Raw genomic sequence first — 22,730 nt, forward strand, 5'->3', positions numbered from 1 at the left:
TGGTGGCCTGTGTGCGCTGGTGTGCGGGGATCAGGCCCAGAGCTGGCCCTGGAGGGTTTCGACGGCGTCGTCGGTGGTGGGGGCGGTGTAGACGCCGGTGGAGAGGTATTTCCAGCCGCCGTCGGCGACGAGGAAGACGATGTCGGCGCTTTTCCCGGCGCGTACGGCTTTGCGTGCGAGGCCGAGTGCGGCGTGGAGGACGGCGCCGGTGGAGATGCCGGCGAAGATCCCTTCCTGTCGGAGGAGCTCGCGGGTGCGGGACACGGCGTCCTCGGAGCCGACGGAGAAGCGGGTGGTGAGCACGCTTTCGTCGTACAGTTCGGGTACGAAGCCCTCGTCGAGGTTGCGGAGGCCGTAGACGAGGTCGTCGTAGCGGGGTTCGGCGGCGACGATCTCGACGTCGGGGCGCTGTTCGCGCAGGTAGCGGCCGACTCCCATGAGGGTGCCGGTGGTGCCGAGGCCGGCGACGAAGTGGGTGACGGAGGGCAGGTCGGCGAGGATCTCGGGGCCTGTGCCGGTGTAGTGGGCGGCGGCGTTGTCGGGGTTTCCGTACTGGTAGAGCATGACCCAGTCCGGGTGTTCCGCGGCGATCTCCTTGGCGACGCGGACGGCGGTGTTGGAGCCGCCGGCGGCCGGGGAGGAGATGATCTCGGCGCCCCACATGGCGAGGAGCTGGCGTCGTTCCTCGCTGGTGTTCTCGGGCATGACGCAGACGATGCGGTAGCCCTTGAGCGTGGCGGCCATCGCGAGGGAGATGCCGGTGTTGCCGGAGGTGGGTTCGAGGATGGTGCAGCCGGGGGTGAGGCGTCCGTCCTTCTCCGCCTGCTCGATCATGTGGAGGGCGGGGCGGTCCTTGACGGAGCCGGTGGGGTTGCGGTCCTCGAGTTTGGCCCAGAGCCGCACGTCGGGGGAGGGGGAGAGCCGCGGCAGCCGTACGAGCGGGGTGTTGCCGACGGCTGCCAGCGGGGAGTCGTAGCGCATCAGAGGGCGCCGCCGGCGACGGCGGGGAGGATCGTGACGCTGTCGCCGTCGGTGAGTTCGGTGTCGATGCCGTCGAGGAACCGGACGTCCTCGTCGTTGAGGTAGACGTTGACGAAGCGGCGGAGTGCGCCCGCGTCGACGACGCGTTCCCGGATTCCGCTGTGGCGGGTTTCGAGGTCGGCGAAGAGTTCGCCGAGGGTGGCGCCGTCTCCGGTGACCTTCTTCTCGCCGTCGGTGTGGGTGCGCAGGATGGTCGGGATGCGGACCTCGATGGCCATGGGTGTGCTCCTGGTGGGAGTAGGCAGGTTGGATGACGTTCGTGACGTGCGGTGCGTGGCTGTGCTGCCGTGGGGGACCGTGCGCGCGCCCGTGGGCGCGGCGGCGTCGGTGCCGTGGCTCAGTGCGAACAGATGGCGCTGGCGAGGCGGCACAGGTCGACGTGCAGCCGCGCGACGAGCGGCGGTGCGTCGGCCGCTTTCGCTGGGGGGCTCACGTCGTGGACAACCATGGCGGCATCGTATCGATTCCCGGCCGGATACCCGAGGGGGCATATCATCATGCGGACTCCCGCGTCTCGCATTCTGGGAAGCTGCTGGTGAAGGGGCCGGATCAGTCTGTGTAGGTCTCCACGACCTCGACGTTCTCCTCGGTCACCTCTCCGCCGACGATGCGGAAGGAGCGGAAGGAGTAGGGACCCTCGTCGTTGCCGCATTCGGCGGTGGAGACGAGGACGTAGTGGGCTGCGGGTTCGTTGGCGTAGGAGATGTCGGTGCGCGAGGGGTAGGCCTCGGTGGCGGTGTGCGAGTGGTAGATCACGACGGGCTCCTCGTCGCGGTCGTCCATCTCGCGGTAGAGCTTGAGCAGGTCGGTGGAGTCGAACTCGTAGAACGTGGGCGAGCGGGCGGCGTTCAGCATGGGGACGAACCGCTCGGGGCGGCCGGAGCCCTCCGGGCCGGCGATGACGCCGCAGGCCTCGTCGGGGTGGTCGGCTCGGGCGTGGGCGAGGATCCGGTCGCGGAGTTCCCGGGTGATGGTCAGCATGGGCAGCAGGATATGCATCGGCCCGGCAGGTCCCCGCGGGGGTGCCTGCCGGGCCGATGGGCGTGACGGGCCGGGCGGGTCGGCTCAGACCGCGCCGGAGGCGGAGACGCCGCTCTTCTCGGCCGCGGCCTCGGAGGCCTCGATCTGCTCCTCGGTCTCGCCCGCGTCGCGGCGGCGGACGAAGTCGAGGACCTTCCGCAGCTCCCGCTTGACGACGGGGGCCAGCAGGTAGAGGCCGATGATGTTGAACACGGCCGCCAGGAACAGGAAGGAGTCGGCCATCGTGACCAGGGAGCCCAGGGTCATCAGGGCACCGGAGATCACGATGAGGCAGAAGCAGATCTTGTAGAGCGTCTCGCTGGTCCTGCTGCGGCCGAAGAGGTAGGTCCACGCCTTCATGCCGTAGTAGCTCCACGTGATGATCGTGGAGATCGCGAACAGCAGCACCGCGACGGTGAGCAGGTACGGGAACCAGGGCAGCACCGTCTCGAAGGCGTCCGAGGTGAGCGCGACGCCGGACTCCGGGGCGGCACCGCCGGCGGCCTTGTCGCGGGCGTCCAGGAAGCTCTGCGGGGAGGCGATGACGATGGTCAGGGCCGTCATGGTGCAGATGAAGACGGTGTCCAGGAAGGGCTCGATCATCGCGACGAGGCCCTCGGTGGCGGGGCGCTTGGTCTTGACCGCGGAGTGGGCGGTCGGGGCGGAACCGATGCCGGCCTCGTTGGAGAAGGCCGCACGGCGGAAGCCCTGGATGATCGCACCGACGACACCGCCGACGACACCCTCGGGACTGAAGGCCCCCTGGAAGATCGCGCCGATGGCGGCGGGGACCTCGCCGGCGTTGGCGCCGACCACGATCAGGCAGGCGAGCACGTACATGATCGCCATGGAGGGGACGAGCTTGCTGGTGACGGCTCCGATGGAGCGCATGCCGCCGAGGAGGACGAGTGCGACGACCGCGGCGATCAGGATGCCGAAGACGAGGGCGCCCTCGGAGCTGCTGAAGACGCTGTCACCCTTGCCCGTGACGGACTGGAGCTGCTCGAGGCTCTGGTTGACCTGGAAGAGGTTGCCGCCGAAGAAGGTGAAGAACAGCAGGGAGATCGCGGAGCCGACGGCCAGCACCCTGCCGAAGCCGGCCATGCCGCGTTCCGCGAGGCCCTTGCGGAGGTAGTGCATCGGCCCGCCGGAGACGGTGCCGTCCGCGTGGATCTCGCGGTACTTCACGCCGAGGGTGCACTCGACGAACTTGGTCGCCATGCCGAGGAGACCGCAGACGATCATCCAGAAGATCGCGCCGGGGCCACCGATGGTGATCGCGATGGCGACACCGGCGATGTTGCCGAGACCCACGGTGCCGGAGACGGCGGAGGTGAGCGCCTGGAAGTGGGTGACCTCGCCGGGGGCGTCCTTCTGGTCGTACTTGCCGCGCACGAGTTTGAGGGCGACGTTCAGGTGCCGCAGCTGGGCGAACCCGAAGTACGTGGTGAAGACAAGACCGGCGACGACGAGCCAGCCGACGATCCAGGGGAAGTCGTAGCCGAAGAGGTGCACCTCGTAGAAGACGGCATTGGCCATCTTTTCGGCTACGGGCTCGGTGAATTCGCTGATCGCTTCGTCGACGGACTCGATGAACGAGGAGTCGGGAGTGGCCATGGAGTGTTCCTCTGGCGTGACGGCGGCGTTTGGCTAACCGGGCAGCGTTCTCGCGGAGTTCACCGGAGACAGGCGAAGCCCTCGCGCTGGGTTGGGAGAGTTCCTATCACGCAGAGCAACCCTGGAAGGGTGATGCATCTCACTTTTGCAAGTTCCGTGTAAAGACGGCGCCTTCACATACGGACAAAACGGGACAGTGATTCGCATACGCGTGTATCCGGCACGATTATCGAGCACGGCATGCTACGCACGGTGAAAACAGCGGCCCTCGGACGGATTCCGGGCCGGTTCAGTCGAGGAGTGTCCCGACCAGGGTCTCCTGGAGGGCGCCGAGCCAGAGGTAGGCCATGACCATCGGCTTTCGCGGATCGGAGTCCGGCAGGGTGTAGAGGCCTCCGCCGTCCTCCTCGTCGGTCACCTCGAGGCGCGTGCCGATGGCGAGGCGGAGGTCGTTCAGCGTCCCCAGCCAGACCCGCGACTCCTCGGCACCGAGCCGCAGCACCGCACCGCCCTCCCCGTGGGGGTCGAGCGCGTCGAGGGAGCGCACCACCTTCAGCGCGTCCTCCCGCTTGCGGGCCCGGAGGTCGGTTTCGGTGTACCGGCGGAACTCAGCCGAGGCGTCACGGAGTTCGGTGGCCTCCTGCGCGCTCGCGGGCTCGGCGGAGGGGCCCCCGTACGCGTCGGGGAAGAGCCGGGCGAGCACCGGGTCCTTCGGAGGGGCGCTCGGGCCCTCCGCGAACAGGGCGGCGAGCGGATCGGACGAGGCGTCAGGTTCGTCGCCGGGGCCGAGCAGTTCCATGAACTGCACAGCGAGGCTGCGGAGGATCGAGACCTCGACCTCGTCGAGCGCCACGGCGGCACCGCCGTCGCCGGTAGGGGTGAACTCTGCTGCCATCAGCGGTCCTGAGTTAGGGTCGCCCACAGGCCGTACCCGTGCATCGCCTGCACGTCGCGCTCCATCTCCTCGCGGCTGCCCGTCGAGACCACGGCACGGCCCTTGCGGTGGACGTCCAGCATGAGCTTCTTCGCCTTGTCCTTCGGGTATCCGAAGTAGCTCTGGAAGACGTAGGTGACGTAGCTCATGAGGTTGACCGGGTCGTTGTGCACGAGCGTCGCCCAGGGCACGTCCGGCTCGGGAACCTCGACGGGTTCCTCGCGCGACTCCGGGCGTTCGATCTCCGTGGGGGCGATACTCACGTGTCCCATGCTGCCACCGACCGGGGCCCGCGGCGCAATCACCTCCCCGACGACAGGAGCGACATCTCACGGAACCTCATATCGTCACTCTGACGAGATGTGAGGTAGCATCGTCGTATGGACACAGGGGATCTGGGGCTGCCGGTGTCGGTGCCCTCGACGGCGCTCTTCACCGACCAGTACGAGTTCACCATGGTGCAGGCCGCGCTCCGCAGCGGCACCGCGGGCCGTCGCTCGGTCTTCGAGGTCTTCACCCGCAGACTGCCCGAGGGCCGCCGCTACGGCGTCGTGGCGGGCACCGGCCGGGTGCTGGACGCGATCGAGAACTTCCGCTTCGAGGAGGGCGTGCTCGACTTCCTCCGCACGCACGGCATCGTCGACGAGCCGACGCTCGACTGGCTCGCCGACTACCGCTTCCGCGGCGACGTTCACGGCTACCCCGAGGGGGAGGTCTACTTCCCTGGCTCGCCGATCATGCGGATCGAGGGCACCTTCGCGGAGTGCGTCCTGCTGGAGACGGTGATCCTCTCCATCCTCAACCACGACTCGGCGGTGGCGGCGGCGGCCTCCCGCATGGCCGTGGCCGCCGCGGGACGCGACCTGGTCGAGATGGGTGCACGCCGCACGCACGAACTGGCCGCCGTCGCCGCGTCCCGCGCCGCCTACCTGGGAGGCTTCTCGTCCACCTCCGACCTGGCGGCCGGGTTCCGGTACGGCATCCCCACGGTGGGTACCAGCGCCCACGCCTTCACCCTGCTCCACGACACCGAGCGGGACGCCTTCACCGCCCAGGTGAAGTCCCTCGGCGCCGGCACCACTCTGCTCGTGGACACCTACGACGTCGCCGAGGCGGTCCGGGCAGCGGTGGAGGTCGCCGGCCCGGACCTCGGAGCCGTGCGCATCGACTCCGGTGACCTGCTGCTGGTGGCACACCGCGTGCGGCAGCAGCTGGACGAGCTGGGCGCCACCGGCACCCGCATCGTGGTCACCAGCGACCTGGACGAGTACGCGATCGCCTCGCTGGCCGCGGCGCCGGTGGACGCGTACGGCGTCGGTACCCGCCTGGTGACGGGCAGCGGTCACCCGACCTGCTCCATGGTCTACAAGCTGGTCTCCCGCAGCGACAGCGACCGCCCCGATGCGCCGCTGCGCCCTGTCGCCAAGCGCTCCCTCGGCGGAAAGACGTCCGTCGGCGGCAGGAAGTGGACCGTGCGGGCACGGGACGCGGAGGGTGTGGCCGAGGCGGAGCGCATCGGCACCGGCGAGGTGCCGCCCGGGCTGGCCGACTCGGTGCTCCAGGTACCCCTGGTGCTGGGCGGCGAGACGGTCGGCCGCGAGCCGCTCGACGCGGCGCGGGAGCGGCACCGGCGGGCGCTGGCCTCGCTGCCGCTGTCGGCCACCCAGCTGTCCCGCGGGGAGCCCGTGCTCCCCACCGAATACGTCTGAGCCATCCCGAGCCACAAGGAGTGTTCCATGCAGCGGGCACTGATCGTCGTGGACGTGCAGAACGACTTCTGCGAGGGCGGCAGCCTCGGGGTCGCGGGCGGGGAGGACGTCGCCGCCGCGATCACCGAACTGGTCGGCGCCGCCTCCGCCGGGTATCGCCACGTCGTGGCCACCCGGGACCGGCACATCGATCCGGGCGACCACTTCTCCGACGACCCGGACTTCGCCCACTCCTGGCCGCAGCACTGCGTCGCGGGCACGGAGGGGGCTGCCTTCCATCCCCACTTCGCCCCCGTCGTCCGCGCGGGAGGAGTGGAGGCGGTCTTCGACAAGGGAGCCCGGACAGCGGCGTACAGCGGATTCGAGGCCGAGGACGAGGAGGGCACCTCGCTGGCCGACTGGCTGCGGCGGCACCGGGTCACGCAGGTCGACATCGTCGGCATCGCCACCGACCACTGCGTCCGCGCGACGGCACTGGACGCGCGGCGCGAGGGGTTCCGCACCCGGGTACTGCTGGACCTGACGGCCGGTGTCGCACCGGACTCGACGGAACGGGCGTTGCGGGAGATGCGGGACGCGGGCGTCGAACTGGCCGGCTCGCCCGTCGTGCGCCCCTGAGGGCGTGCGGCGCGGCGCCCGGTCCCGGGCGGCGCTCAGGCGGCCCGCAGCAGCGCCGCGATCGGCTGCCAGGAATCCGTGTCGTCACCCGGCCGCGCCCGCCAGACGAGCCCGTCCGGGTGGTGGAGCACCGCCGTCACCTCGTCGGGTGTGGGCGGCTCCGCGTTCCCCCGCAGGTAGACGGCCCGCAGGCCGAGGTTCCTGAGCCTGGTCAGGGCTCTGGAGCGGTTTCCGGCGTGCACGAGGACGCGGACCCGTTCGGCCGCTTCGCCTCCCGGGCGCCAGGTGGCGCCGCGCACCGTGTGCGGAGCGTCGGCGTGCGCGGACCAGCGACGCGGTGGGCGATCCAGTTCCTCCACGGGAGTGGGCCGCCCGCGCCACGGCCAGGCTCCCGGGTCCGCGGGGGCCGCGGTGGGCCGCGCGGCGCCGGAGGGCGTGTCCGGGCCCGTGCGGGGCCTTCTCGCCCGCTGCCCGGGGCGCGCCGTCGGGGCGGGCAGTGACAGGGCGACGATGACGCTGCCGTCGGGCAGCCGTACGAATCCTCCTCCGGCCATGGTCTTCGGTCTCCCCCGTAGTGGTCGTCGGGTCGGGTGGTCTCCGATAGGCATCTATAACGCGGATCGGCCGCTGCCCGCCAGGGGGCAGCGACCGATCATGTTTTGACCTGCAACTATGCAAATCAGCGCGTGGAGGGACCCACCCGGACCGTGAGCGTCTTGCCGTCGAACGGCTGGTTGACGATCTTGATGCGGGTGTTGGTGTCGCTCACCTTCACACCGGCCTGCGGGTTCGACTCGTCGTAGTAGTCACCCTTGTGGTCGTCGAAGACCGGCTTGCCCCACTTCGGCCACACGTAGGCGGCTTCGCCGTCCTTGTGCAGCTCCATACCCGCCGAGGGGTACCAGCTGAAGGGCGAGTCGTAGGACTGGATGCGCCCGCGCATCGCGGTGCCGTCGCTCCAGTGCTCCGCCTTGGCGTGCGCGTCGACGGGCAGGACGAGGCCCTCACCGGGGTGCTGGCCCACGTTGTTGTCCTTCTGGGAGGTGTCCCAGAGCCAGACCAGCATGCCCCGCTGGTACGGGAAGTGCTCCACGTAGTCCGGCTTGTCCGTCGCCCAGCCGAAGTTGTACGGGCCGGTCTCCAGCGACTTGTCGTAGGAGACGTAGCCCCGGTTCTCGACGACGTAGAACTGCGGGTACTCCTTGGTGAAGGACTCGCCGATCCGCGAGAAGCCGTCCGCGGTCCAGCCGTGCTCCGCGTCCTCGGCGTCGTCCTGGAACACCACACTGCCGTCGGCGGTGATGCTCAGGGCGTCGGCGGCGAAGCCGGTGAGGGCGACACCGCCGTCCGTCTGATAGCGGAAGCGAAGCTGGAACTCCTGGCCCGCGTAGGCGTCGAGCGGGTAGGCCAGGTCCCGGTAGGAACCGGACTGGCCGTGCAGCGCGGGGCGGTCGCCGCCGTCGCGCGGGATCTGCTCGCCGTCGACCGTGCCGTCCAGCGGAGTCCAGTGGGCGCCGCCGTCCGTCGACACCTCGGTGTAGAGGTAGTCGTAGTTGGCCTCGATGTCGTACCAGCCCTTGAGGTTCAGCGTGGCGCTGGACTTCCCGGTCAGGTCGACGGTGCGGGTGAGCGTGTTGCTCAGGTCGTCACCACTGCCGCTCCACCACTGGGTCGCGCCCTCGGCGGGTGTGGTGATGGTGGTGGTCTTCTCCTTGTCCGGCAGCTCCACCACCAGGGCCTGCGGGTCCTTGGTGTTGTAGTTGTGGACCCCCAGCGTGTGGCGGGACTTCGTGGCCGCCTCGGCGGTCTCGTAGTCCAGCCAGCCCAGCTGGAACTTGCCCCAGGCGCTGAGGTCGCCGGCGCCGTTGCCGATGGAGTCCTTGCCGTCACCGAGCCAGGAACCGGACGACATCAGGGACCAGAAGCCGGTGGAGTTCTCGCCGGTGCCGGAGGTGTCGTACAGGTCCGGCAGGCCGAGGTCGTGACCGTACTCGTGGGTGTAGACGCCCAGTCCGCCGTTCTCGGGCTGGACGGTGTAGTCGCCGACCCAGATGCCGGTGTCACCGATCTCGACGCCGCCGGCCTGGTTGTAGGCCGGTCCGGTCGAGCCGACGTCGTGACCGTAGGCGTACCAGCGGTGGGCCCAGATGGCGTTCTCACCCTGAGCGCCGCCGCCCGCGGACTCGTCCTCGCCGGCGTGGACCCACTGGAAGTGGTCGATGTAGCCGTCGCCCTCGTTGAAGTTGCCGTCGCCGTCGTAGTCGTAGCGGTCCCACTGGTCGAACTCGGAGACCATGTCGGCGATCTCGGCGTCGGACTTGCCGGCGGCCTTCTGCTCGTCGACCCACGCGGCGACACCGTGCTTCATGGCGTCCCACACGGTGGAGCAGGTGGTCGCGCCGCAGAAGTTCGAGCCGTAGCGGGCCTCGTTGTAGGGAACCGTCACCCAGTCGGAGACGTAGCCCTCGACCGAGTAGCGGCCCGAGGACTGCTTCTCGTAGTAGCCGCGGAGCGAGTCGGAGCCCTCGCCGAAGTAACGGTTCTGGTAGTGGGCGCGGTCGAAGTCCTCCTTCCACAGGGTGGTGTTGTTCTCCGACCGGTCCGGCTCGGCGATCCGGTTGTGCTGCGGGCCGGGGTTGCCGCCGTACTCAGGGTCGACCTGGTCGCCGAACTCGACGAGCACGGTGAAAATCTTGTCGGTCTTCTCCCGGGCGAGTTCGACGTACTTGCCCCGGTCGAGCTTCATGACCTTGGAGCCGTTGCGCCGGAAGGTACGGGCCTTCCCCTTGTTGCCTTCGCCGGCAGCGAGCTTCTCGAGGGCGGCCGTCTTCTCCTGACGCTGCTCCGCGCTGAACGGGCCGTCGAGGTTGTGGGCGTTCTGCCGCTCGTGGGCCTTCGAGTGCTGCTCGGGCTGGGCGTCGGACTGCGGGTCCGGCTGGGCCTGCGCCACGGTGGCAGGCACCATCACGGCCGCGCCGAGCGCGGCAGCCGCGGTGACCAGGGCAGCCGACCTGGATCTCATGGATCTCCGTCTGCTGTTCACTTGCTTGTGTCCTCCCCTGCAAGCGCGCTGACTTGTCAGCGGTATTCGACCGGAGTATCGCCGAAAAAGACAGCCCTTGATTCGCTCGCGACCGGGCAGTAGGTTGGTCTGCCCGTCTTTGGCATGAACGAAACAGGGAATTCCTGTGCTCCCGTGCGCCCCTCGTGCCCCGCGACTCCGTCACGATCGGGCTTACCGGGCACCGCGTCGGGCATCCCGCCCGTAGAGCCGTATCCGGACCCCCGATTCCCGGCAGCCCGGACGGACTTCCCGGCGCGACTTCCCCCGAGGACGGAACACACCATGCCCCGCCCCACCCCCGCACAGTTGGCGTACGGCACTCTCACCGTCGTTCCGACGGCACTGGCCCTGCTCGTGCTCTGGCCGACCCGTTCGGCGCCCGGCCTTGCGTCGATCGCCGTCGTCGCCCTGGCGTTCGGACTCGTGGCCGCCGTGAAAGCGGCCCCGTACCCGCCGGGTTCCTCCACGCACCGCACGACCTCCCATGTCCACGCACCGGCCGCCCGGTACGACCGGACGTCGGGGGCGAACCGGAAGGCGGCGCTCCACGGCCCGACCCCCTCCGCCCGCCAGTAGAACGCAGCATCGCCACCGCCGCGCTCCGGCCGGGGCAGGCGGGTGACGGGGCGACAGGTCCGGCCGAACCGCGGCGGCGCCGTCAGGAGGACCGTGCGGTACGCCACTCGGGCGCGAGCACGGACCAGACCTCCATGTCGAGCCGCACACCGCGGTGGAGGTAGTGCGCGCGCAGCACGCCCTCCCGCGTCATCCCCAGCCTCCGGGCCACCTCGATGCTGGGCGTGTTGCCCGCCGCGACCCACCAGTCGACCCGGTGGATGCCGCGCTCCACGATCGCCCAGTCGATGAGGACGCGAGCGGCGCGCGTGGCCAGGCCGCGGCCCGCGGCCGAGGGCTCGAGCCAGCAGCCCGCCTCGGCCGTGCCCTGCTCGACGTCCATCTTCGGCAGGAGCACCCCGCCGACGAGCTCGCCGCGGTCCCAGATCCCGTGCATGCACCCGGTGTCGGCGGCGGCCTTCTCCGCGTACCTGCGCAGGTGGGCCCGACTGGACTCCGGACCGGTGACGAGGTCCGGGAGTCCGACGAACTGCCCGATGAACTCGCGGCCCCGGTCGATGTGGGCGAGGAACCGGTCGGCCTGCCAGGGCTCGAGGGGGCGCAGTTCGGCGCCGTCGTCGCCCAGGGACATCGCGTACATGGTTCGCCCTTCGCCGTCGGTGCCGGACCGTCCGGCCCTCGGGATCCTGCCACGCCCCGGCGGACTGCGGGAAACGCGTCAGTCGGCGCGGACCACGACCGTTCGGGCCCCCTTGTCGTGCAGGCACTGCTGGAAGGGCTTGTCCCAGGTGCAGAACAGGACGTTGACGAGCCAGAACAGAAAGCCGATGCAGGGGATCAGGGTGGGGATGTGGTAGATCGCCGCCCGGACCCAGGCCGGCGAACCGCTGGGCACCGCTCCGTCACGGAGAATCGCCACCCGGATCCGCATCAGCCTCTTGCCCACGGTCTGACCCGAGTTGGAGAGCATCAGCCCCTCGTACACGAAGTAGACCAGGGTGAAGACCCCGCCGAGCCAGTACTGGGCGCTCGAGTCGTCGGCGGTGCCGTCGTACCCGTAGCCGAACCCGGTGACCAGGCCGGCGATCAGGTACACGGGAATGCCGACGATCAGGGCATCGATGATGCGGGCGAGCAGCCGCTTGCCCCGTGACCCGAGCGGTGGCATCCCCGCCAGCGGATCGGAGGCGGCGCTCCCGCCGTAGGGATCGCCGTAGGGGCTCCCGTACGGCCCGCCGTACGCCGGACCTCCCGGCGGCGGGGGCGGCGGGCCGTCGCCGGACGGCGGTCCTGCGTGCGGAGGTGTGCCGGACGGCGGTTCACCCGGCTGGGGCTTCTTGCGGAACGGGTCGTCGTCCCCGGGCTGGTCCGTGCTCATGGCACGAGTGGACCCCGCGCCGGCCGACTCCGCATCCGCTGCGTGGCCGCACGGGCGAACCCGCGCCACGGGCGGACCGGTGTGCCGCCCCGGAGAAGGGGCTGTCCGCGGCGGCCGCTACCGGTCCCCGGCCACGAACGTGCGGGCGGTCTTGTCGTGCCAGCACTGGCGCCAGGGCCGGTCGAAGAGGCACCACAGCGCGTCGAGGATCCCGAGCACGAGGAGGTTGAGCACGCTGTGCGTGAGCCAGCGGCGCAGTGCCTGCCCGAACCCCGGCACGTCCTGCCGCTCGACGTCGAGCACCGTGACGCCGAGCAGCTTCTTGCCCGGAGTGCGGCCCCACTTGGCGGTGGGGAGGACCTCGTAGAGCAGGCCGAAGAGGAGGAAGGCGCCGAGGACGGCGGCGAGGTAGACGCCGGTCGTGCCGTCGACGAGCCAGATCTGACGGGTCACCCCCGCCTGCCGGGTGGCTTCGATCTCCTGCTGGATGTGCGCGGTCCACTTCCCGACGAAGGGATAGGCGACCGCGCCGGTCACGACCGCGGTGAGAAGGCCGTCGACGGTCCGCGCGACGAGCCGCTTCCCGAGGGAGGCGGGCCGGGCCTCCCGGGCCGCGTCGGCGAACGGTGACGACACGGGGGGACGCCACGGTGCCGCGCTGTCGGTTCCGCCCTGCCCGCCGCCCGGGAACGGAGTGGGGGTGTTGGGGGGAGCCTGCGCCGGGCCGGGCTGGTGGGGAGCCTGTGCCGGGCCGGGCTGGTGGGGAGCCTGTGCCGGGCCGGGCTGGTGGGGAGCCTGTGCCGGGCCGGGCTGGTGCGGGACGTGCTGCTGCTGGGCCCAGGACGGTCGGTGGCCGGTCTCCGGCATCCCCGGGCCGCCGTCCGGCAGCGGGCCGCCGTGCCCCTGTCCGGCGTACGGGTCGTGCGGCGGCTGCGCGTAGCCCGTCGCGTGGTGGCCGTACGAGGGTGCCTGCTGCGGGGAGGGGGGCGGGACCGCGGCGTCCTGCTGGGCGAGGACATCCGAGCGGCGGAGGCCGACGGTGTAGTCCGGCTGCGGGCCCGCCTGCTGCTCCGGGAAGCCGGCCGGGTTCCGGTCGCCGTCCGCCGCGTCGGGGCGCTGCATCCGCATGGCGACGGTGTGGTCCGGTCCGGGGTTCTGCCCGGGGAACCCGGGGGTGCCGTCCTCGGGGTCGGGGAGGGGCGTCCGCATGGCCATGGTGTGGTCGGGCGGCGGCGCCTGGCCGCCCGGAGCCGCGTCGTTGCCGGCGGCGGGCTCCCAACCCGACCGGGGGTCGGTGGCCGGCGCGGGGTCCGGCGCGGCGGGCGGGGTGGGGGCCTCCTGCCGGGAGGCGCCCCACGCCATGCCCTGGTCCTGCCCGGCCCGGTGAGGAGCGCCCCAGGACAGGTCCGGGGCCTGGTCGGCGCCGGGCTGCCACGAAGGCGCGCCGCCGGGCAGGCGCCGGGGGTCGCCCCAGTCGGTCGGCGTTCCGGAGTCGGAGGCCGTGAGTTCGCCGCGACGGGGAACGTCGGGCAGCGACTTCGGGGCGGACTCCACCCGGCCGAGGTCGATCTCGTCCGGCTCGTCCTCCTCGTCGTCCGGTTCCGGGGAAGGGGCCTCGCCCGTGTGGCCGGCGCCGGTGGCTTCGGCGGGCGGGGCGGGCGGCGGTTCGCCGGGGCCCGGGGCGGGACGACTGGTGCCCGGAGTCCAGGCGGAGCCGTTCCAGTAGCGGATGTACCCGGGGATGGAGGGATCCGGGTAGTAGCCCGGTACCGGGCTTCCGTTGGGGGATCCTGCGGAAGGGGCACTCATCTGTCCGGCGTCCCGTATCTCTTCGACCGATGTGGCGGTAACGGCTTGGGGTCACGCGTCGCGCCCGTGCGCGAGGACGTCGGCGCGGAGTCCACATCTACCAGAACCCGGTGCCGGTGTGCCCCGGCCCTGCATCCGAGCGGCGGCTTCCGGCGGAAGTTCCTGGCGAAAGTCTTCCCGAGTCGCGTAACGATCTGCGTTCCGCACCCTCTCACCTGTGCGGGGCCCTGGTGGCCCGCGACGGAGGAACTGCCGGAACCGAGGGGAAGAGGGCCCGGGTGCAGAGCGACATGAAGATCGAACACGACATCGACGTGCAGTTGGTGCTGGCGCCGGACCACAGTGTGACCGTGCCGGCGCGGCTCGGCTATCGGACGTCCGATCCGTACGCCGCGCATGTGGCGTTCCACACGGGCTCCGAGAGCCCGGTGCACTGGACGTTCGCGCGGGACCTCCTGGTGGACGGGGTGTTCCGGCCGTGCGGCCGGGGGGACGTCCGGGTGTGGACGAGGCAGGTGGCGGGCCGGGAGACGATGTGCCTGGCGCTGTCCTCTCCCGACGGCGACGCGCTGCTGGAGGTGCCGATGGGGGCGGTCGCGTCGTGGCTGGAGCGCACCCTGCGTGCGGTGCCGCTCGGTGGTGAGGCGGAGTTGCTGGAGCTGGACGAGGGCCTGGACGCGCTGCTGTCGGCGGAGCGGGACTCCTGACGCCGGGCTGCGGGCCGTCAGTCGTCGGCGGTGGGCGGAGCGGTGCTGCTGCCGAACGCCGCCTGCCGCACGAGGGGGACGATGCGCGACGGCACCGGGTTCTCCATGACGATCGCGGTGGAGGCCCTGACGATGCCGTCGATCCCGACGACGCGGTCGATGACGCGCTGGAGGTCCGCGTTCGACTTGGCGACGAGGCGGCACAGCATGTCCCCGTGCCCGGTGGTGGTGTGCAGTTCCAGCACCTCGGGGACGGTCGCCAGGTGGGCCCGCACGTCGGCACCCTGTCCCTGGCGGATCTCCAGGGTGGCGAAGGCCGTCACGGGGTAGCCGAGCGCGGCGGGGTCGACGTCCGGTCCGAAGCCGCGGATCACCCCGGAGCTCTGCAGCCTGTCCAGCCGGGCCTGCACGGTGCCGCGGGCGACGCCGAGCCGCCGCGATGCCTCGAGCACCCCGATGCGGGGTTCGTCCGCGAGCAGTTGCAGCAGCCGCCCGTCGAGCGGGTCGATCGCCATGGAACCTCCACTCCTGAACATCCTGTACAGATGAGCCGCACTTGCGGGCTTCTCACTGTACAGATTGTTCAGTAATAGGCAGAACTATTGCGCACCTTGTGAATCGGCGAGACGCTTCGGCCATGACTGAGACCACGCATGCAACCCCGAGCACCGCCCGGCAGGCCGACCCCTTCCCGGTGAACGGAATGGACGCGGTCGTCTTCGCCGTCGGCAACGCCAAGCAGGCGGCGCACTACTACTCCTCGGCCTTCGGCATGAAGCTGGTTGCCTATGCGGGGCCGGAGAACGGCAACCGCGAGACGGCTTCCTACGTCCTGGAGTCCGGCGGCGCACGTTTCGTCATGACCTCGGTCATCAAGCCCGTCACCGACCACGGGCGCTTCCTCGCCGAGCACGTGGCCGAGCACGGCGACGGCGTCATCGACCTGGCGATCGAGGTGCCCGACGCGCGCGCCGCCTACCGCTACGCCACCGAGCACGGCGCCACCGGGCTGGAGGAGCCGCACGAGGTGGCGGACGAGTCGGGCACCGTCGTGCTGGCCTCGATCCGCACCTACGGCAGAACGCGGCACACCCTCGTCGAGCGCTCCGCCTACAAGGGCGCCTACCTGCCCGGCTACGTCGAGGCCGAGCCGATCGTCGCACCGCCGGAGAAGCGCACCTTCCAGGCAATCGACCACTGTGTCGGCAACGTCGAACTCGGCCGCATGAACGAGTGGGTCGAGTTCTACAACAAGGTCATGGGCTTCACGAACATGAAGGAGTTCGTGGGCGACGACATCGCCACCGAGTACTCGGCGCTCATGTCGAAGGTGGTCGCCGACGGCACCAAGAAGGTGAAGTTCCCGATCAACGAGCCGGCGGTCGCGAAGAAGAAGTCGCAGATCGACGAGTACCTGGAGTTCTACGGCGGCCCGGGCGTGCAGCACATCGCGCTGGCCACGAACGACATCGTCTCGACCGTCCGGACGATGCGTGCGGCCGGAGTCCAGTTCCTCAACGTGCCGGACTCCTACTACGACACGCTGGGCGAGTGGGTCGGCGACACCCGCGTGCCGCTCGACGAGCTGCGCGAGCTGAAGATCCTCGCGGACCGCGACGAGGACGGCTACCTGCTGCAGATCTTCACCAAGCCGGTCCAGGACCGGCCGACGGTCTTCTTCGAGATGATCGAGCGCCACGGCTCCATGGGCTTCGGCAAGGGCAACTTCAAGGCCCTGTTCGAGGCGATCGAGCGGGAGCAGGACAAGCGCGGCAACCTCTGACCGCTCCGCGCACCGGCGGACGGCCGGCACACGTGCGGCGGCGCCCGGGGGAGCCGCCGACGCGGGGGAGAGCAGGGCCCGGAACGGTCACCGTTCCGGGCCCTGCTCGTGGCGGTGCCCTCATTGCCGCCGGGTTCACCGGGTGCGACAGTGCCGGTATGAGTGCCCTTCACGAGCAGCTCCGGGACGGACTTCCCCCGGAAGCAGTGGTCACCGACCCGGACGTCACGCGCACCTACGCACACGACATGGCGAGCTTCTGCGACGCCGGATCCCCGGCGGTCGTGGTGCTGCCCCGCACCGTGGAGCAGGTGCAGCACGTGATGCGCACGGCCACCGCGTTGCGCGTCCCTGTGGTGCCGCAGGGAGCACGCACGGGGCTGTCCGGCGCGGCGAACGCGTCCGAGGGCTGCATCGTGCTGTCGCTGACGCGGATGGACCGCATCCTCCGGATCGACCCGGTCGAGCGCATCGCGGTCGTGGAACCGGGCGTCGTCAACGCCGTGCTGTCGCGCGCCGTGGGAGAGCACGGCCTCTACTATCCCCCGGATCCCTCGAGTTGGGAGCAGTGCACGATCGGCGGGAACATCGGCACGGGCTCCGGGGGGCTGTGCTGCGTCAAGTACGGCGTGACGGCCGAGTACGTGCTGGGCCTCGAAGTCGTCCTGCCCGACGGGCGCCTGATGACGACGGGTCGACGCACCGCCAAGGGTGTCGCGGGCTACGACCTCACGCGTCTCTTCGTCGGTTCCGAGGGCAGCCTGGGCGTCGTCGTCCGGGCGGTGCTGGCGCTGCGTCCGGAACCGCCGCAGCAGTTGGTCCTGGCCGCGGAGTTCCCGTCGATGACGGCGGCCGGTGACGCGGTGTGCCGGATCATGGAGCGGGGTCACGCCCCCTCCCTGCTGGAGATCATGGACCGCACCACGCTCCGCGCGGTCAACGCGATGGCGCACATGGGGCTTCCGGAGTCGACGGAGGCACTGCTGCTGGCCGGGTTCGACACCCCTGACCCGTCCCGCGACCTGGCCGCCGTGGGCGAACTGTGCTCGTCGGCCGGAGCGACGGAGGTGGTGCCGGCCGACACGGCGGCCGAGTCTGATCTGCTCCTGCAGGCCCGTCGGCTCGCGCTCGTGGCGCTCGAGAAGATCACCGGCACCACGCTGATCGACGATGTGTGCGTGCCGCGCGGCCAGTTGGCCGCCCTGCTCGACGGGGCACAGGAGATCGGGGACCGCTACGGCCTCACGGTGGGTTCGTGTGCGCACGCGGGCGACGGCAACACGCATCCGATCGTGTGCTTCGACCCCCGTGACGAGGAACAGGCCCGTCGCGCCAAGGAGTCCTTCGACGAGATCATGGACCTGGGGCTGAAGCTCGGCGGCACCATCACCGGTGAACACGGCGTCGGCGTCCTGAAGAAGGAATGGCTGGCACGGGAAATCGGCCCGGTGGGCCTGGAGATGCAGCGGGGCATCAAGGACGTCTTCGATCCGCTGGGGATTCTCAACCCGGGCAAGCTGTTCTAGCCCTACGTGCCGCGATAGGTGCCGAAGGTCCACAGGTTGCCCTCCGGATCACGCACCGTGCACACGTACGACGCGGCGCCCGACCCGAACCGGGTCTCGTGCGGTGGTTCGAGGACCTCGCCGCCGGCGTCGACCACGCGCCGGTGCACCGCGTCCACGTCGTCGCTCACCACGTAGACCGCGCCGGTTCCGGCCCGCATCCCGCCGTGCACGCTGTCGGTGTGCCGGGTCGAACCGAACACCAGCGCACCACCGCCGGGCCGGCGCAGCTCTGCGTGTGCGATGCCGCCGTGCTCGTCCGGCGCGACGACCGCCTCCTCGAAACCCAGCACGTCGACCAGAAAGCGCAGTGCGGCCCTCGTGTCGTCGTAGTGCAGGACCGGCCATACGGAGGACGGGGCAGCAGGCGACATGCCGATCATCGTAGGCGGCCCGGACCCGTCGCGCCCGGGAGCAGGTCGCCGACCGCCCGGGGCCCGCAGCAGCCCGGGCCGTCCTGCGGGGGAAGGAAGTGCGGCCGTGCCTCTCTCCTTCCGTGGAGGGGGACGGATTCGGCCTCCGGGCGGAGGCTCCGGCGGCGCGGCACTTCTATTCTGCGTGCATGACAACGCCCTCTTCCTCCGCGCCCGCCGCCGGGCCCCGGGCCGTCGCCCCACCCGGCCGGGGCGTGCTCACCGTCGCCACGCTGACGGTGGCCTGCTGCGTCGGGTTCGCGCTGGCCAACGTCGACCTGATGACCACCGGATTCCTGGCGAGCAGCGGCTACACCCGTCTCGCCGACGCCTACCCCACGGGCTTCGCCGTGATGAACGTGGGGGTTCTGCTGCTGAAGCTGCTCGGCGCGGCCGTCGCGCTGCTGTCGGTCGTGCGCGCTCCGCGGTGGCCGGGGCCGGCACTGGTGGGGGTGAGCGTCTGGGCCGCCTTCGCGACCCTCGGCGTCTACAGCCTGGGAAGCACGGCCCAGGGCCTCGGGATGGCCGCGGGCCTCGCCGACGACGACGGGCTGGGCGTGCGGTCCGTGGCGTACCTTCTCTTCTTCCTCGTGTTCGCGGGCGGCTTCGGAGTGCTGGCCGTGTCGTACCACCGGCGGGCCGGTCTGGGGGCACGCCACGTGGCACTCGGCGCGCTGGGGGGACCACTGGTCCTGGGGCTCGTCACGGTTGCCATCGCGGTGCTGACCGCGGTCGGGCTGGTGCCTTCGGGCTGAGGCCGACGGGCGCTGCCGCTCAGGCAGGGCACGCGGGAACGGAGCCGCCCTCGGAGAGGGCCTCCAGGGCGCTGAGCGCGCCGTCGAGGTCCGTCACCGGCACGAGGCGGAGGCCGTCCGGCAGGTCGGTGCGGGCGTCGGCGCACTCGGCCCGCGGCACGAGGAACACCGTGGCCCCGTCCCGGGCCGCCGCCCGGGTCTTGAGCGGCACCCCACCGACCGGACCGACGTTCCCCGCGGCGTCGATGGTGCCGGTGCCGGCGATGGTGCGGCCCCCGGTGAGGGCGCGCGGATCGTCCTCGAGTTCGGCGATCACCCCGAGCGTGAACAGCAGGCCCGCGCTGGGACCTCCCACGTCCTCCAGCCGCAGGTCGACGTCCACGTCGCCGCGCGGGACGCCCAACTCCCGCAGCGCCGCGGTGACCGCCGCCGTCTGCGACTTCCTCATCTGCGCCGTGCCGTGCTCCCTGATCTCGCGCGGCGTGTCCCCGACCGGGTACACGGAATCCCGGGGCATCACGGCACGGTCGGTCGCGAACCAGCCGCGCAGCACGTCCCCGAGGTGGATCGAGGCGTCGGGCCCGGTTGCGGCGATCGTGGTCATCAGCAGTTCGCCCTCGGGGCGGCTGGTTTCCGCGCCGCTCACCGTGATGACCTTCTCGCCCCGGTACCTTCCCAGCACGTCGGCGGTCAGCCCGGGTTGCGCGACGGAGAAGGGCAGCGGCGCGGCGGCCGCGACGGCCACGAGCGCCGCGACGGCGAGGCCGCACAGGGCGAGGACGCGGGAGCGGCTGCCTCCCGCGAGCAGTGACCCCCGGAGGGCGGACGGGACGGAGCGGAGCGAGGGCATGGGGGTGAATCTAGTTCACGCCGCCGCCCGCCCGTCGGCCGGCTGCCAGGCGCGGCGGCGCGGGCTACCGCAACGCGTCGGCCACGTCCTGTGCGGCACGCACCACCCGCTCCCCCACGTGCACCGGCACCGACTCGGAGAGCATGACGACGCCGACACTGCCCTCGATGCCCGTGACGCCGAGCATCGGTGCCGCCGCGCCGCTGGCGCCCGCCTCGAGCTCCCCGTGGGTGAGAACGTGGCCCGAGCCCAGTTCGCTGTCGGGGCCACGGCCCAGCAGGATGGCTCGCCCTGCCGCACCCCGGTCGAGGGGGTGACGGAATCCGGCGCGGTACGCCACGTGGTAGTCCGTCCAGCTCGGCTCGACAACGGCGACGGCAAGCGCGTCCGCCCCGTCGACGAGGGTCAGGTGGGCGGTGGCTCCGACGTCCTCGGCGAGCGAGCGGAGCGCGGGCAGCGCGGCCTCCCGCACCAGCGGGTGCACCTGCCGGCCGAGCCGCAGCACCCCGAGGCCGACCCGGGCGCGCCCGCCGAGGTCGCGGCGCACGAGTGCGTGCTGTTCGAGGGTGGCCAGCAGCCGGTACACGACGGTCCGGTTCACGCCCAGCTTGTTGGACAGTTCCGTGACGGTGAGGCCGTGGTCGGTGTCGGCGAGGAGTTTCAGCACCCTCAGCCCTCGGTCGAGCGTCTGCGAGGTCTCCGCGGTCACGACGCAACCCCCTTCTCTCTCCGGCACGACAGCCGGCTGCGGGGTGCAAGAGTGCCGTTGGTCGGCCGGCAGCCTCACTCGTCCACGCAGAGAGCCGCCGGCCGCGTGGACTCTGGTCGGTACACATCCCGGCTGCGCTCCGAGGCGGAGCTGCCACGGGGCGTGTGCGTAGCGGAAACTTAGCCATGGATACCCGCTCACCGGAAGGGTTCGTCCAGAATCCGGGCAGAGTCGGTCCGGTTTGCAGGTATTTGCCCGGGGGATGTGCCGGAGATGGCGAGGTGTCCGGACGACGGCTTTCTGCCAGAGCGGCGGAGCCGGACCGCACCGCGCGGGGTCACCGCATGCGGGTGGCCCACTCACGGACCTTGGCGATCCTCTGGTGCAGCTGGCTCGCCGTGGCCTCCGCCGCGGGCGGCCCGCCGCAGGCGCGGCGCAGCTCGGTGTGGACGACGCCGTGCGGCCTGCCGCTCTGGTGGGAGTAGGCGCCGACGAGGGAGTTGAGCTCCCGGCGCAGCTCCATCATCTCCTTGTGGGTGAGGACGGGGCGCCGGTCGGCGGGCACCTCCAACAAGTCCGCCTCCTGGTCGGGGCGTTTCCTGCTGTGGGAGATCTGCCGCGACTGCCGCTTCTGCAGCAGCATCTGGACCTGTTCCGGTTCGAGCAGGCCGGGGATGCCCAGGTAGTCCTGCTCCTCCTCGCTGCCCGGGTGGGCCTGCATGCCGAACTCGGCGCCGTCGTACATCACCCGGTCGAAGACCGCGTCGGACTCCAGCGCCTCGAAAGGCAGTTGGTCGCCGTCGCCGGTGTCCTCGTCCTGCTGCCGCTCGGCCTCCTCCAGGAGGTCGGCCTCCTCGGCGTACGGGTCCTCGGACTCGCCGTCCTTCTTCGGCTTGTCCAGGACGTGGTCGCGTTCGACCTCCATCTCGTGCGCGAACGTCATCAGCGTCGGCACGGTCGGCAGGAAGACGGAAGCGGTCTCGCCCCGGCGCCGGGAACGGACGAAGCGGCCCACCGCCTGGGCGAAGAACAGGGGGGTCGAGACGGTGGTCGCGTAGACGCCGACCGCCAGGCGCGGCACGTCGACCCCCTCGGAGACCATGCGCACGGCGACCATCCAGCGGTCCGTCCCGCCGCGGAAGTCCTCGATGCGCTGCGAGGCTCCGACATCGTCGGAGAGCACCACGGTCACCGCGCGGCCGGTGATCCCGCGGAGCAGTTTCGCGTACGCCCGTGCGGAGTCCTGGTCGCTGGCGATGACAAGACCGCCCGCGTCGGGGATGGCCTTGCGCACTTCGCTCAACCGGTGGTCCGCCGCCCGCAGCACCGACGGCATCCATTCGCCGCGCGGGTCGAGTGCGGTGCGCCAGGCCTGCGAGACGGCGTCCTTGGTCATCGGCTCGCCGAGCCGTGCGGCGACCTCGTCGCCCGCCTTCGTCCGCCAGCGCATGTTGCCGCTGTAGGAGAGGAAGATGACCGGCCTGACGACGCCGTCCCCGAGGGCGTCGCCGTAGCCGTAGGTGTAGTCGGCCGTGGAGCGCCGAATCCCGTCGGCGCCCTCGGTGTAGGTGACGAACGGGATGGGGTTGGTGTCCGAGCGGAACGGGGTGCCGGTGAGGGCGAGGCGGCGGGTGGCGGGCTCGAACGCCTCCATGCAGGCCTCACCCCAGGAACGGCTGTCCCCGGCGTGGTGGATCTCGTCGAGGATCACCAGGGTCTTGCGCTGCTCGACGCGGTTGCGGTGCAGCATGGGCCGCACGCCGACGCCCGCGTACGTCAGGGCGATGCCGTGGTACTCCTTGCCCAACGGGCCCGAGCTGTACTCGGGGTCGAGCTTGATGCCGATGCGGGCGGCCGCCTCCGCCCACTGCTTCTTCAGGTGCTCGGTGGGAGCGACGACGGTGACCTGCTGGACGACATGATGGTGCAGCAGCCAGGAGGCCAGCGTCAGGGCGAACGTCGTCTTGCCGGCGCCCGGCGTGGCGACGGCGAGGAAGTCCCGGGGCTGCGCCTGGAGATAGGCGTCCATGGCGCCCTGCTGCCAGGCACGGAGCTTGTTGGCCGTGCCCCAGGGAGCGCGGCCGGGGAAGGCCGGGGAGAGATGGCTGCTGGAAGTGGTAGTCACGGTCCTCGTCGTCTGCGTTCGCGGTACGGGCGACCGCGCCAGGGTACCGGCGCGGTC

Annotated in this window: 24 protein-coding genes; 7 read left to right on the top strand and 17 right to left on the bottom strand. The window is 71.1% G+C overall.

What is annotated here, in order from left to right:
* Window positions 1–30: 30 nt before the first annotated feature.
* The 7 genes from ACL06G_RS05165 to clpS all read right to left on the bottom strand — a co-directional run bounded on the left by ACL06G_RS05165 (window position 31) and on the right by clpS (window position 4,884).
* Window positions 31–981: a PLP-dependent cysteine synthase family protein gene (locus ACL06G_RS05165; RefSeq protein ID WP_412785530.1), complete on the bottom strand. Its 951-nt coding sequence runs from the start codon at window positions 979–981 to the stop codon at window positions 31–33.
* Complete coding sequence (locus ACL06G_RS05170) at window positions 981–1,259, bottom strand: MoaD/ThiS family protein (protein WP_412785529.1); 279 nt, start codon at window positions 1,257–1,259, stop codon at window positions 981–983. Before ACL06G_RS05170 ends, ACL06G_RS05165 begins: the two co-directional genes overlap by 1 nt.
* 119 nt (window positions 1,260–1,378) lie before the next feature.
* Window positions 1,379–1,489 carry a putative leader peptide gene (locus ACL06G_RS05175; RefSeq protein ID WP_412785528.1) on the bottom strand — a complete coding sequence of 37 codons (111 nt, stop codon included), beginning with the start codon at window positions 1,487–1,489 and terminating at the stop codon, window positions 1,379–1,381.
* A 101-nt stretch (window positions 1,490–1,590) separates the two neighbouring features.
* Window positions 1,591–2,022, bottom strand: a complete 432-nt coding sequence (locus ACL06G_RS05180) for a M67 family metallopeptidase (protein WP_412785527.1) — start codon at window positions 2,020–2,022, stop codon at window positions 1,591–1,593.
* Between the two features lie 84 nt (window positions 2,023–2,106).
* Complete coding sequence (locus tag ACL06G_RS05185; RefSeq protein WP_412785526.1) at window positions 2,107–3,678, bottom strand: alanine/glycine:cation symporter family protein; 1,572 nt, start codon at window positions 3,676–3,678, stop codon at window positions 2,107–2,109.
* 289 nt (window positions 3,679–3,967) lie between these two features.
* Window positions 3,968–4,573, bottom strand: coding sequence for a DUF2017 domain-containing protein (locus ACL06G_RS05190; protein ID WP_412835485.1), 606 nt, complete (start codon window positions 4,571–4,573; stop codon window positions 3,968–3,970).
* Window positions 4,573–4,884, bottom strand: coding sequence for an ATP-dependent Clp protease adapter ClpS (gene clpS, locus ACL06G_RS05195; RefSeq protein WP_412785524.1), 312 nt, complete (start codon window positions 4,882–4,884; stop codon window positions 4,573–4,575). Before clpS ends, ACL06G_RS05190 begins: the two co-directional genes overlap by 1 nt.
* Before the next feature lie 108 nt (window positions 4,885–4,992).
* Here clpS and ACL06G_RS05200 point away from each other — a divergent pair, with 108 nt between their 5' ends.
* Window positions 4,993–6,321, top strand: a complete 1,329-nt coding sequence (locus ACL06G_RS05200; protein WP_412785523.1) for a nicotinate phosphoribosyltransferase — start codon at window positions 4,993–4,995, stop codon at window positions 6,319–6,321.
* 27 nt (window positions 6,322–6,348) lie between these two features.
* Window positions 6,349–6,939 (top strand): nicotinamidase, encoded by a 591-nt coding sequence (locus ACL06G_RS05205; RefSeq protein ID WP_412785522.1) that lies wholly within the window; start codon window positions 6,349–6,351, stop codon window positions 6,937–6,939.
* Between the two features lie 35 nt (window positions 6,940–6,974).
* Here the strand turns inward: ACL06G_RS05205 and ACL06G_RS05210 are convergent, their stop codons facing one another.
* Entirely contained in the window at window positions 6,975–7,238 is a 264-nt protein-coding gene (locus ACL06G_RS05210) for a hypothetical protein (protein ID WP_412785644.1), read from the bottom strand.
* 380 nt (window positions 7,239–7,618) lie between these two features.
* Window positions 7,619–9,982: an immune inhibitor A domain-containing protein gene (locus ACL06G_RS05215; protein ID WP_412835486.1), complete on the bottom strand. Its 2,364-nt coding sequence runs from the start codon at window positions 9,980–9,982 to the stop codon at window positions 7,619–7,621.
* A 303-nt stretch (window positions 9,983–10,285) separates the two neighbouring features.
* Here ACL06G_RS05215 and ACL06G_RS05220 point away from each other — a divergent pair, with 303 nt between their 5' ends.
* Complete coding sequence (locus tag ACL06G_RS05220) at window positions 10,286–10,579, top strand: hypothetical protein (protein ID WP_412785520.1); 294 nt, start codon at window positions 10,286–10,288, stop codon at window positions 10,577–10,579.
* 82 nt (window positions 10,580–10,661) lie between these two features.
* Here ACL06G_RS05220 and ACL06G_RS05225 read toward each other — a convergent pair whose 3' ends face one another.
* From ACL06G_RS05225 to ACL06G_RS05235, 3 genes are all read right to left on the bottom strand, one after another.
* Window positions 10,662–11,219 (bottom strand): GNAT family N-acetyltransferase, encoded by a 558-nt coding sequence (locus ACL06G_RS05225; protein WP_412835487.1) that lies wholly within the window; start codon window positions 11,217–11,219, stop codon window positions 10,662–10,664.
* A gap of 78 nt (window positions 11,220–11,297) precedes the next feature.
* A complete protein-coding gene (locus ACL06G_RS05230) occupies window positions 11,298–11,957 on the bottom strand; it encodes an RDD family protein (RefSeq protein ID WP_412835488.1) in 660 nt (219 codons plus the stop codon).
* A 117-nt stretch (window positions 11,958–12,074) separates the two neighbouring features.
* Entirely contained in the window at window positions 12,075–13,766 is a 1,692-nt protein-coding gene (locus ACL06G_RS05235; RefSeq protein WP_412835489.1) for an RDD family protein, read from the bottom strand.
* Between the two features lie 290 nt (window positions 13,767–14,056).
* On the opposite strand from ACL06G_RS05235, the gene ACL06G_RS05240 reads away from it, so the two are divergent.
* Window positions 14,057–14,473 carry an SsgA family sporulation/cell division regulator gene (locus ACL06G_RS05240; protein ID WP_412785516.1) on the top strand — a complete coding sequence of 139 codons (417 nt, stop codon included), beginning with the start codon at window positions 14,057–14,059 and terminating at the stop codon, window positions 14,471–14,473.
* Window positions 14,474–14,490: 17 nt separating this feature from the next.
* Here the strand turns inward: ACL06G_RS05240 and ACL06G_RS05245 are convergent, their stop codons facing one another.
* Window positions 14,491–14,988 carry an Lrp/AsnC family transcriptional regulator gene (locus ACL06G_RS05245; RefSeq protein ID WP_412785515.1) on the bottom strand — a complete coding sequence of 166 codons (498 nt, stop codon included), beginning with the start codon at window positions 14,986–14,988 and terminating at the stop codon, window positions 14,491–14,493.
* A gap of 122 nt (window positions 14,989–15,110) precedes the next feature.
* Between ACL06G_RS05245 and hppD the strand changes: the two genes are divergently transcribed.
* Window positions 15,111–16,256 carry a 4-hydroxyphenylpyruvate dioxygenase gene (hppD, locus tag ACL06G_RS05250; protein ID WP_412785514.1) on the top strand — a complete coding sequence of 382 codons (1,146 nt, stop codon included), beginning with the start codon at window positions 15,111–15,113 and terminating at the stop codon, window positions 16,254–16,256.
* A 158-nt stretch (window positions 16,257–16,414) separates the two neighbouring features.
* Window positions 16,415–17,782 (top strand): FAD-binding oxidoreductase, encoded by a 1,368-nt coding sequence (locus tag ACL06G_RS05255; RefSeq protein ID WP_412785513.1) that lies wholly within the window; start codon window positions 16,415–16,417, stop codon window positions 17,780–17,782.
* A 2-nt stretch (window positions 17,783–17,784) separates the two neighbouring features.
* On the opposite strand, the gene ACL06G_RS05260 is transcribed toward ACL06G_RS05255, so the two are convergent.
* Window positions 17,785–18,195: a VOC family protein gene (locus ACL06G_RS05260; protein ID WP_412785512.1), complete on the bottom strand. Its 411-nt coding sequence runs from the start codon at window positions 18,193–18,195 to the stop codon at window positions 17,785–17,787.
* A 188-nt stretch (window positions 18,196–18,383) separates the two neighbouring features.
* Here ACL06G_RS05260 and ACL06G_RS05265 point away from each other — a divergent pair, with 188 nt between their 5' ends.
* Window positions 18,384–18,989: a hypothetical protein gene (locus ACL06G_RS05265; RefSeq protein ID WP_412835490.1), complete on the top strand. Its 606-nt coding sequence runs from the start codon at window positions 18,384–18,386 to the stop codon at window positions 18,987–18,989.
* A 19-nt stretch (window positions 18,990–19,008) separates the two neighbouring features.
* On the opposite strand, the gene ACL06G_RS05270 is transcribed toward ACL06G_RS05265, so the two are convergent.
* From ACL06G_RS05270 to ACL06G_RS05280, 3 genes are all read right to left on the bottom strand, one after another.
* A complete protein-coding gene (locus tag ACL06G_RS05270; protein ID WP_412785643.1) occupies window positions 19,009–19,797 on the bottom strand; it encodes a S16 family serine protease in 789 nt (262 codons plus the stop codon).
* Window positions 19,798–19,903: 106 nt separating this feature from the next.
* A complete protein-coding gene (locus tag ACL06G_RS05275) occupies window positions 19,904–20,548 on the bottom strand; it encodes an IclR family transcriptional regulator (protein WP_412785510.1) in 645 nt (214 codons plus the stop codon).
* A gap of 337 nt (window positions 20,549–20,885) precedes the next feature.
* Window positions 20,886–22,673 carry a DEAD/DEAH box helicase gene (locus tag ACL06G_RS05280; RefSeq protein ID WP_412785509.1) on the bottom strand — a complete coding sequence of 596 codons (1,788 nt, stop codon included), beginning with the start codon at window positions 22,671–22,673 and terminating at the stop codon, window positions 20,886–20,888.
* Between the last annotated feature and the right edge of the window lie 57 nt (window positions 22,674–22,730).

It is taken from the genome of Streptomyces callyspongiae (assembly GCF_047200695.1).
Lineage (GTDB): Bacteria > Actinomycetota > Actinomycetes > Streptomycetales > Streptomycetaceae > Streptomyces.

Bases quoted from the DNA above. Each gene is read 5' to 3' on its own strand.
- clpS (WP_412785524.1), bottom strand. From the start codon at position 4,884: ATGGGACACGTGAGTATCGCCCCCACGGAGATCGAACGCCCGGAGTCG.
- ACL06G_RS05235 (WP_412835489.1), bottom strand. From the start codon at position 13,766: ATGAGTGCCCCTTCCGCAGGATCCCCCAACGGAAGCCCGGTACCGGGC.
- ACL06G_RS05245 (WP_412785515.1), bottom strand. From the start codon at position 14,988: ATGGCGATCGACCCGCTCGACGGGCGGCTGCTGCAACTGCTCGCGGAC.
- ACL06G_RS05190 (WP_412835485.1), bottom strand. From the start codon at position 4,573: ATGGCAGCAGAGTTCACCCCTACCGGCGACGGCGGTGCCGCCGTGGCG.
- ACL06G_RS05175 (WP_412785528.1), bottom strand. From the start codon at position 1,489: ATGGTTGTCCACGACGTGAGCCCCCCAGCGAAAGCGGCCGACGCACCG.
- ACL06G_RS05225 (WP_412835487.1), bottom strand. From the start codon at position 11,219: ATGTACGCGATGTCCCTGGGCGACGACGGCGCCGAACTGCGCCCCCTC.
- ACL06G_RS05165 (WP_412785530.1), bottom strand. From the start codon at position 981: ATGCGCTACGACTCCCCGCTGGCAGCCGTCGGCAACACCCCGCTCGTA.
- ACL06G_RS05265 (WP_412835490.1), top strand. From the start codon at position 18,384: ATGACAACGCCCTCTTCCTCCGCGCCCGCCGCCGGGCCCCGGGCCGTC.
- ACL06G_RS05260 (WP_412785512.1), bottom strand. From the start codon at position 18,195: ATGTCGCCTGCTGCCCCGTCCTCCGTATGGCCGGTCCTGCACTACGAC.
- ACL06G_RS05180 (WP_412785527.1), bottom strand. From the start codon at position 2,022: ATGCTGACCATCACCCGGGAACTCCGCGACCGGATCCTCGCCCACGCC.
- ACL06G_RS05220 (WP_412785520.1), top strand. From the start codon at position 10,286: ATGCCCCGCCCCACCCCCGCACAGTTGGCGTACGGCACTCTCACCGTC.
- ACL06G_RS05205 (WP_412785522.1), top strand. From the start codon at position 6,349: ATGCAGCGGGCACTGATCGTCGTGGACGTGCAGAACGACTTCTGCGAG.
- ACL06G_RS05185 (WP_412785526.1), bottom strand. From the start codon at position 3,678: ATGGCCACTCCCGACTCCTCGTTCATCGAGTCCGTCGACGAAGCGATC.
- hppD (WP_412785514.1), top strand. From the start codon at position 15,111: ATGACTGAGACCACGCATGCAACCCCGAGCACCGCCCGGCAGGCCGAC.
- ACL06G_RS05255 (WP_412785513.1), top strand. From the start codon at position 16,415: ATGAGTGCCCTTCACGAGCAGCTCCGGGACGGACTTCCCCCGGAAGCA.
- ACL06G_RS05200 (WP_412785523.1), top strand. From the start codon at position 4,993: ATGGACACAGGGGATCTGGGGCTGCCGGTGTCGGTGCCCTCGACGGCG.
- ACL06G_RS05240 (WP_412785516.1), top strand. From the start codon at position 14,057: ATGAAGATCGAACACGACATCGACGTGCAGTTGGTGCTGGCGCCGGAC.
- ACL06G_RS05170 (WP_412785529.1), bottom strand. From the start codon at position 1,259: ATGGCCATCGAGGTCCGCATCCCGACCATCCTGCGCACCCACACCGAC.
- ACL06G_RS05230 (WP_412835488.1), bottom strand. From the start codon at position 11,957: ATGAGCACGGACCAGCCCGGGGACGACGACCCGTTCCGCAAGAAGCCC.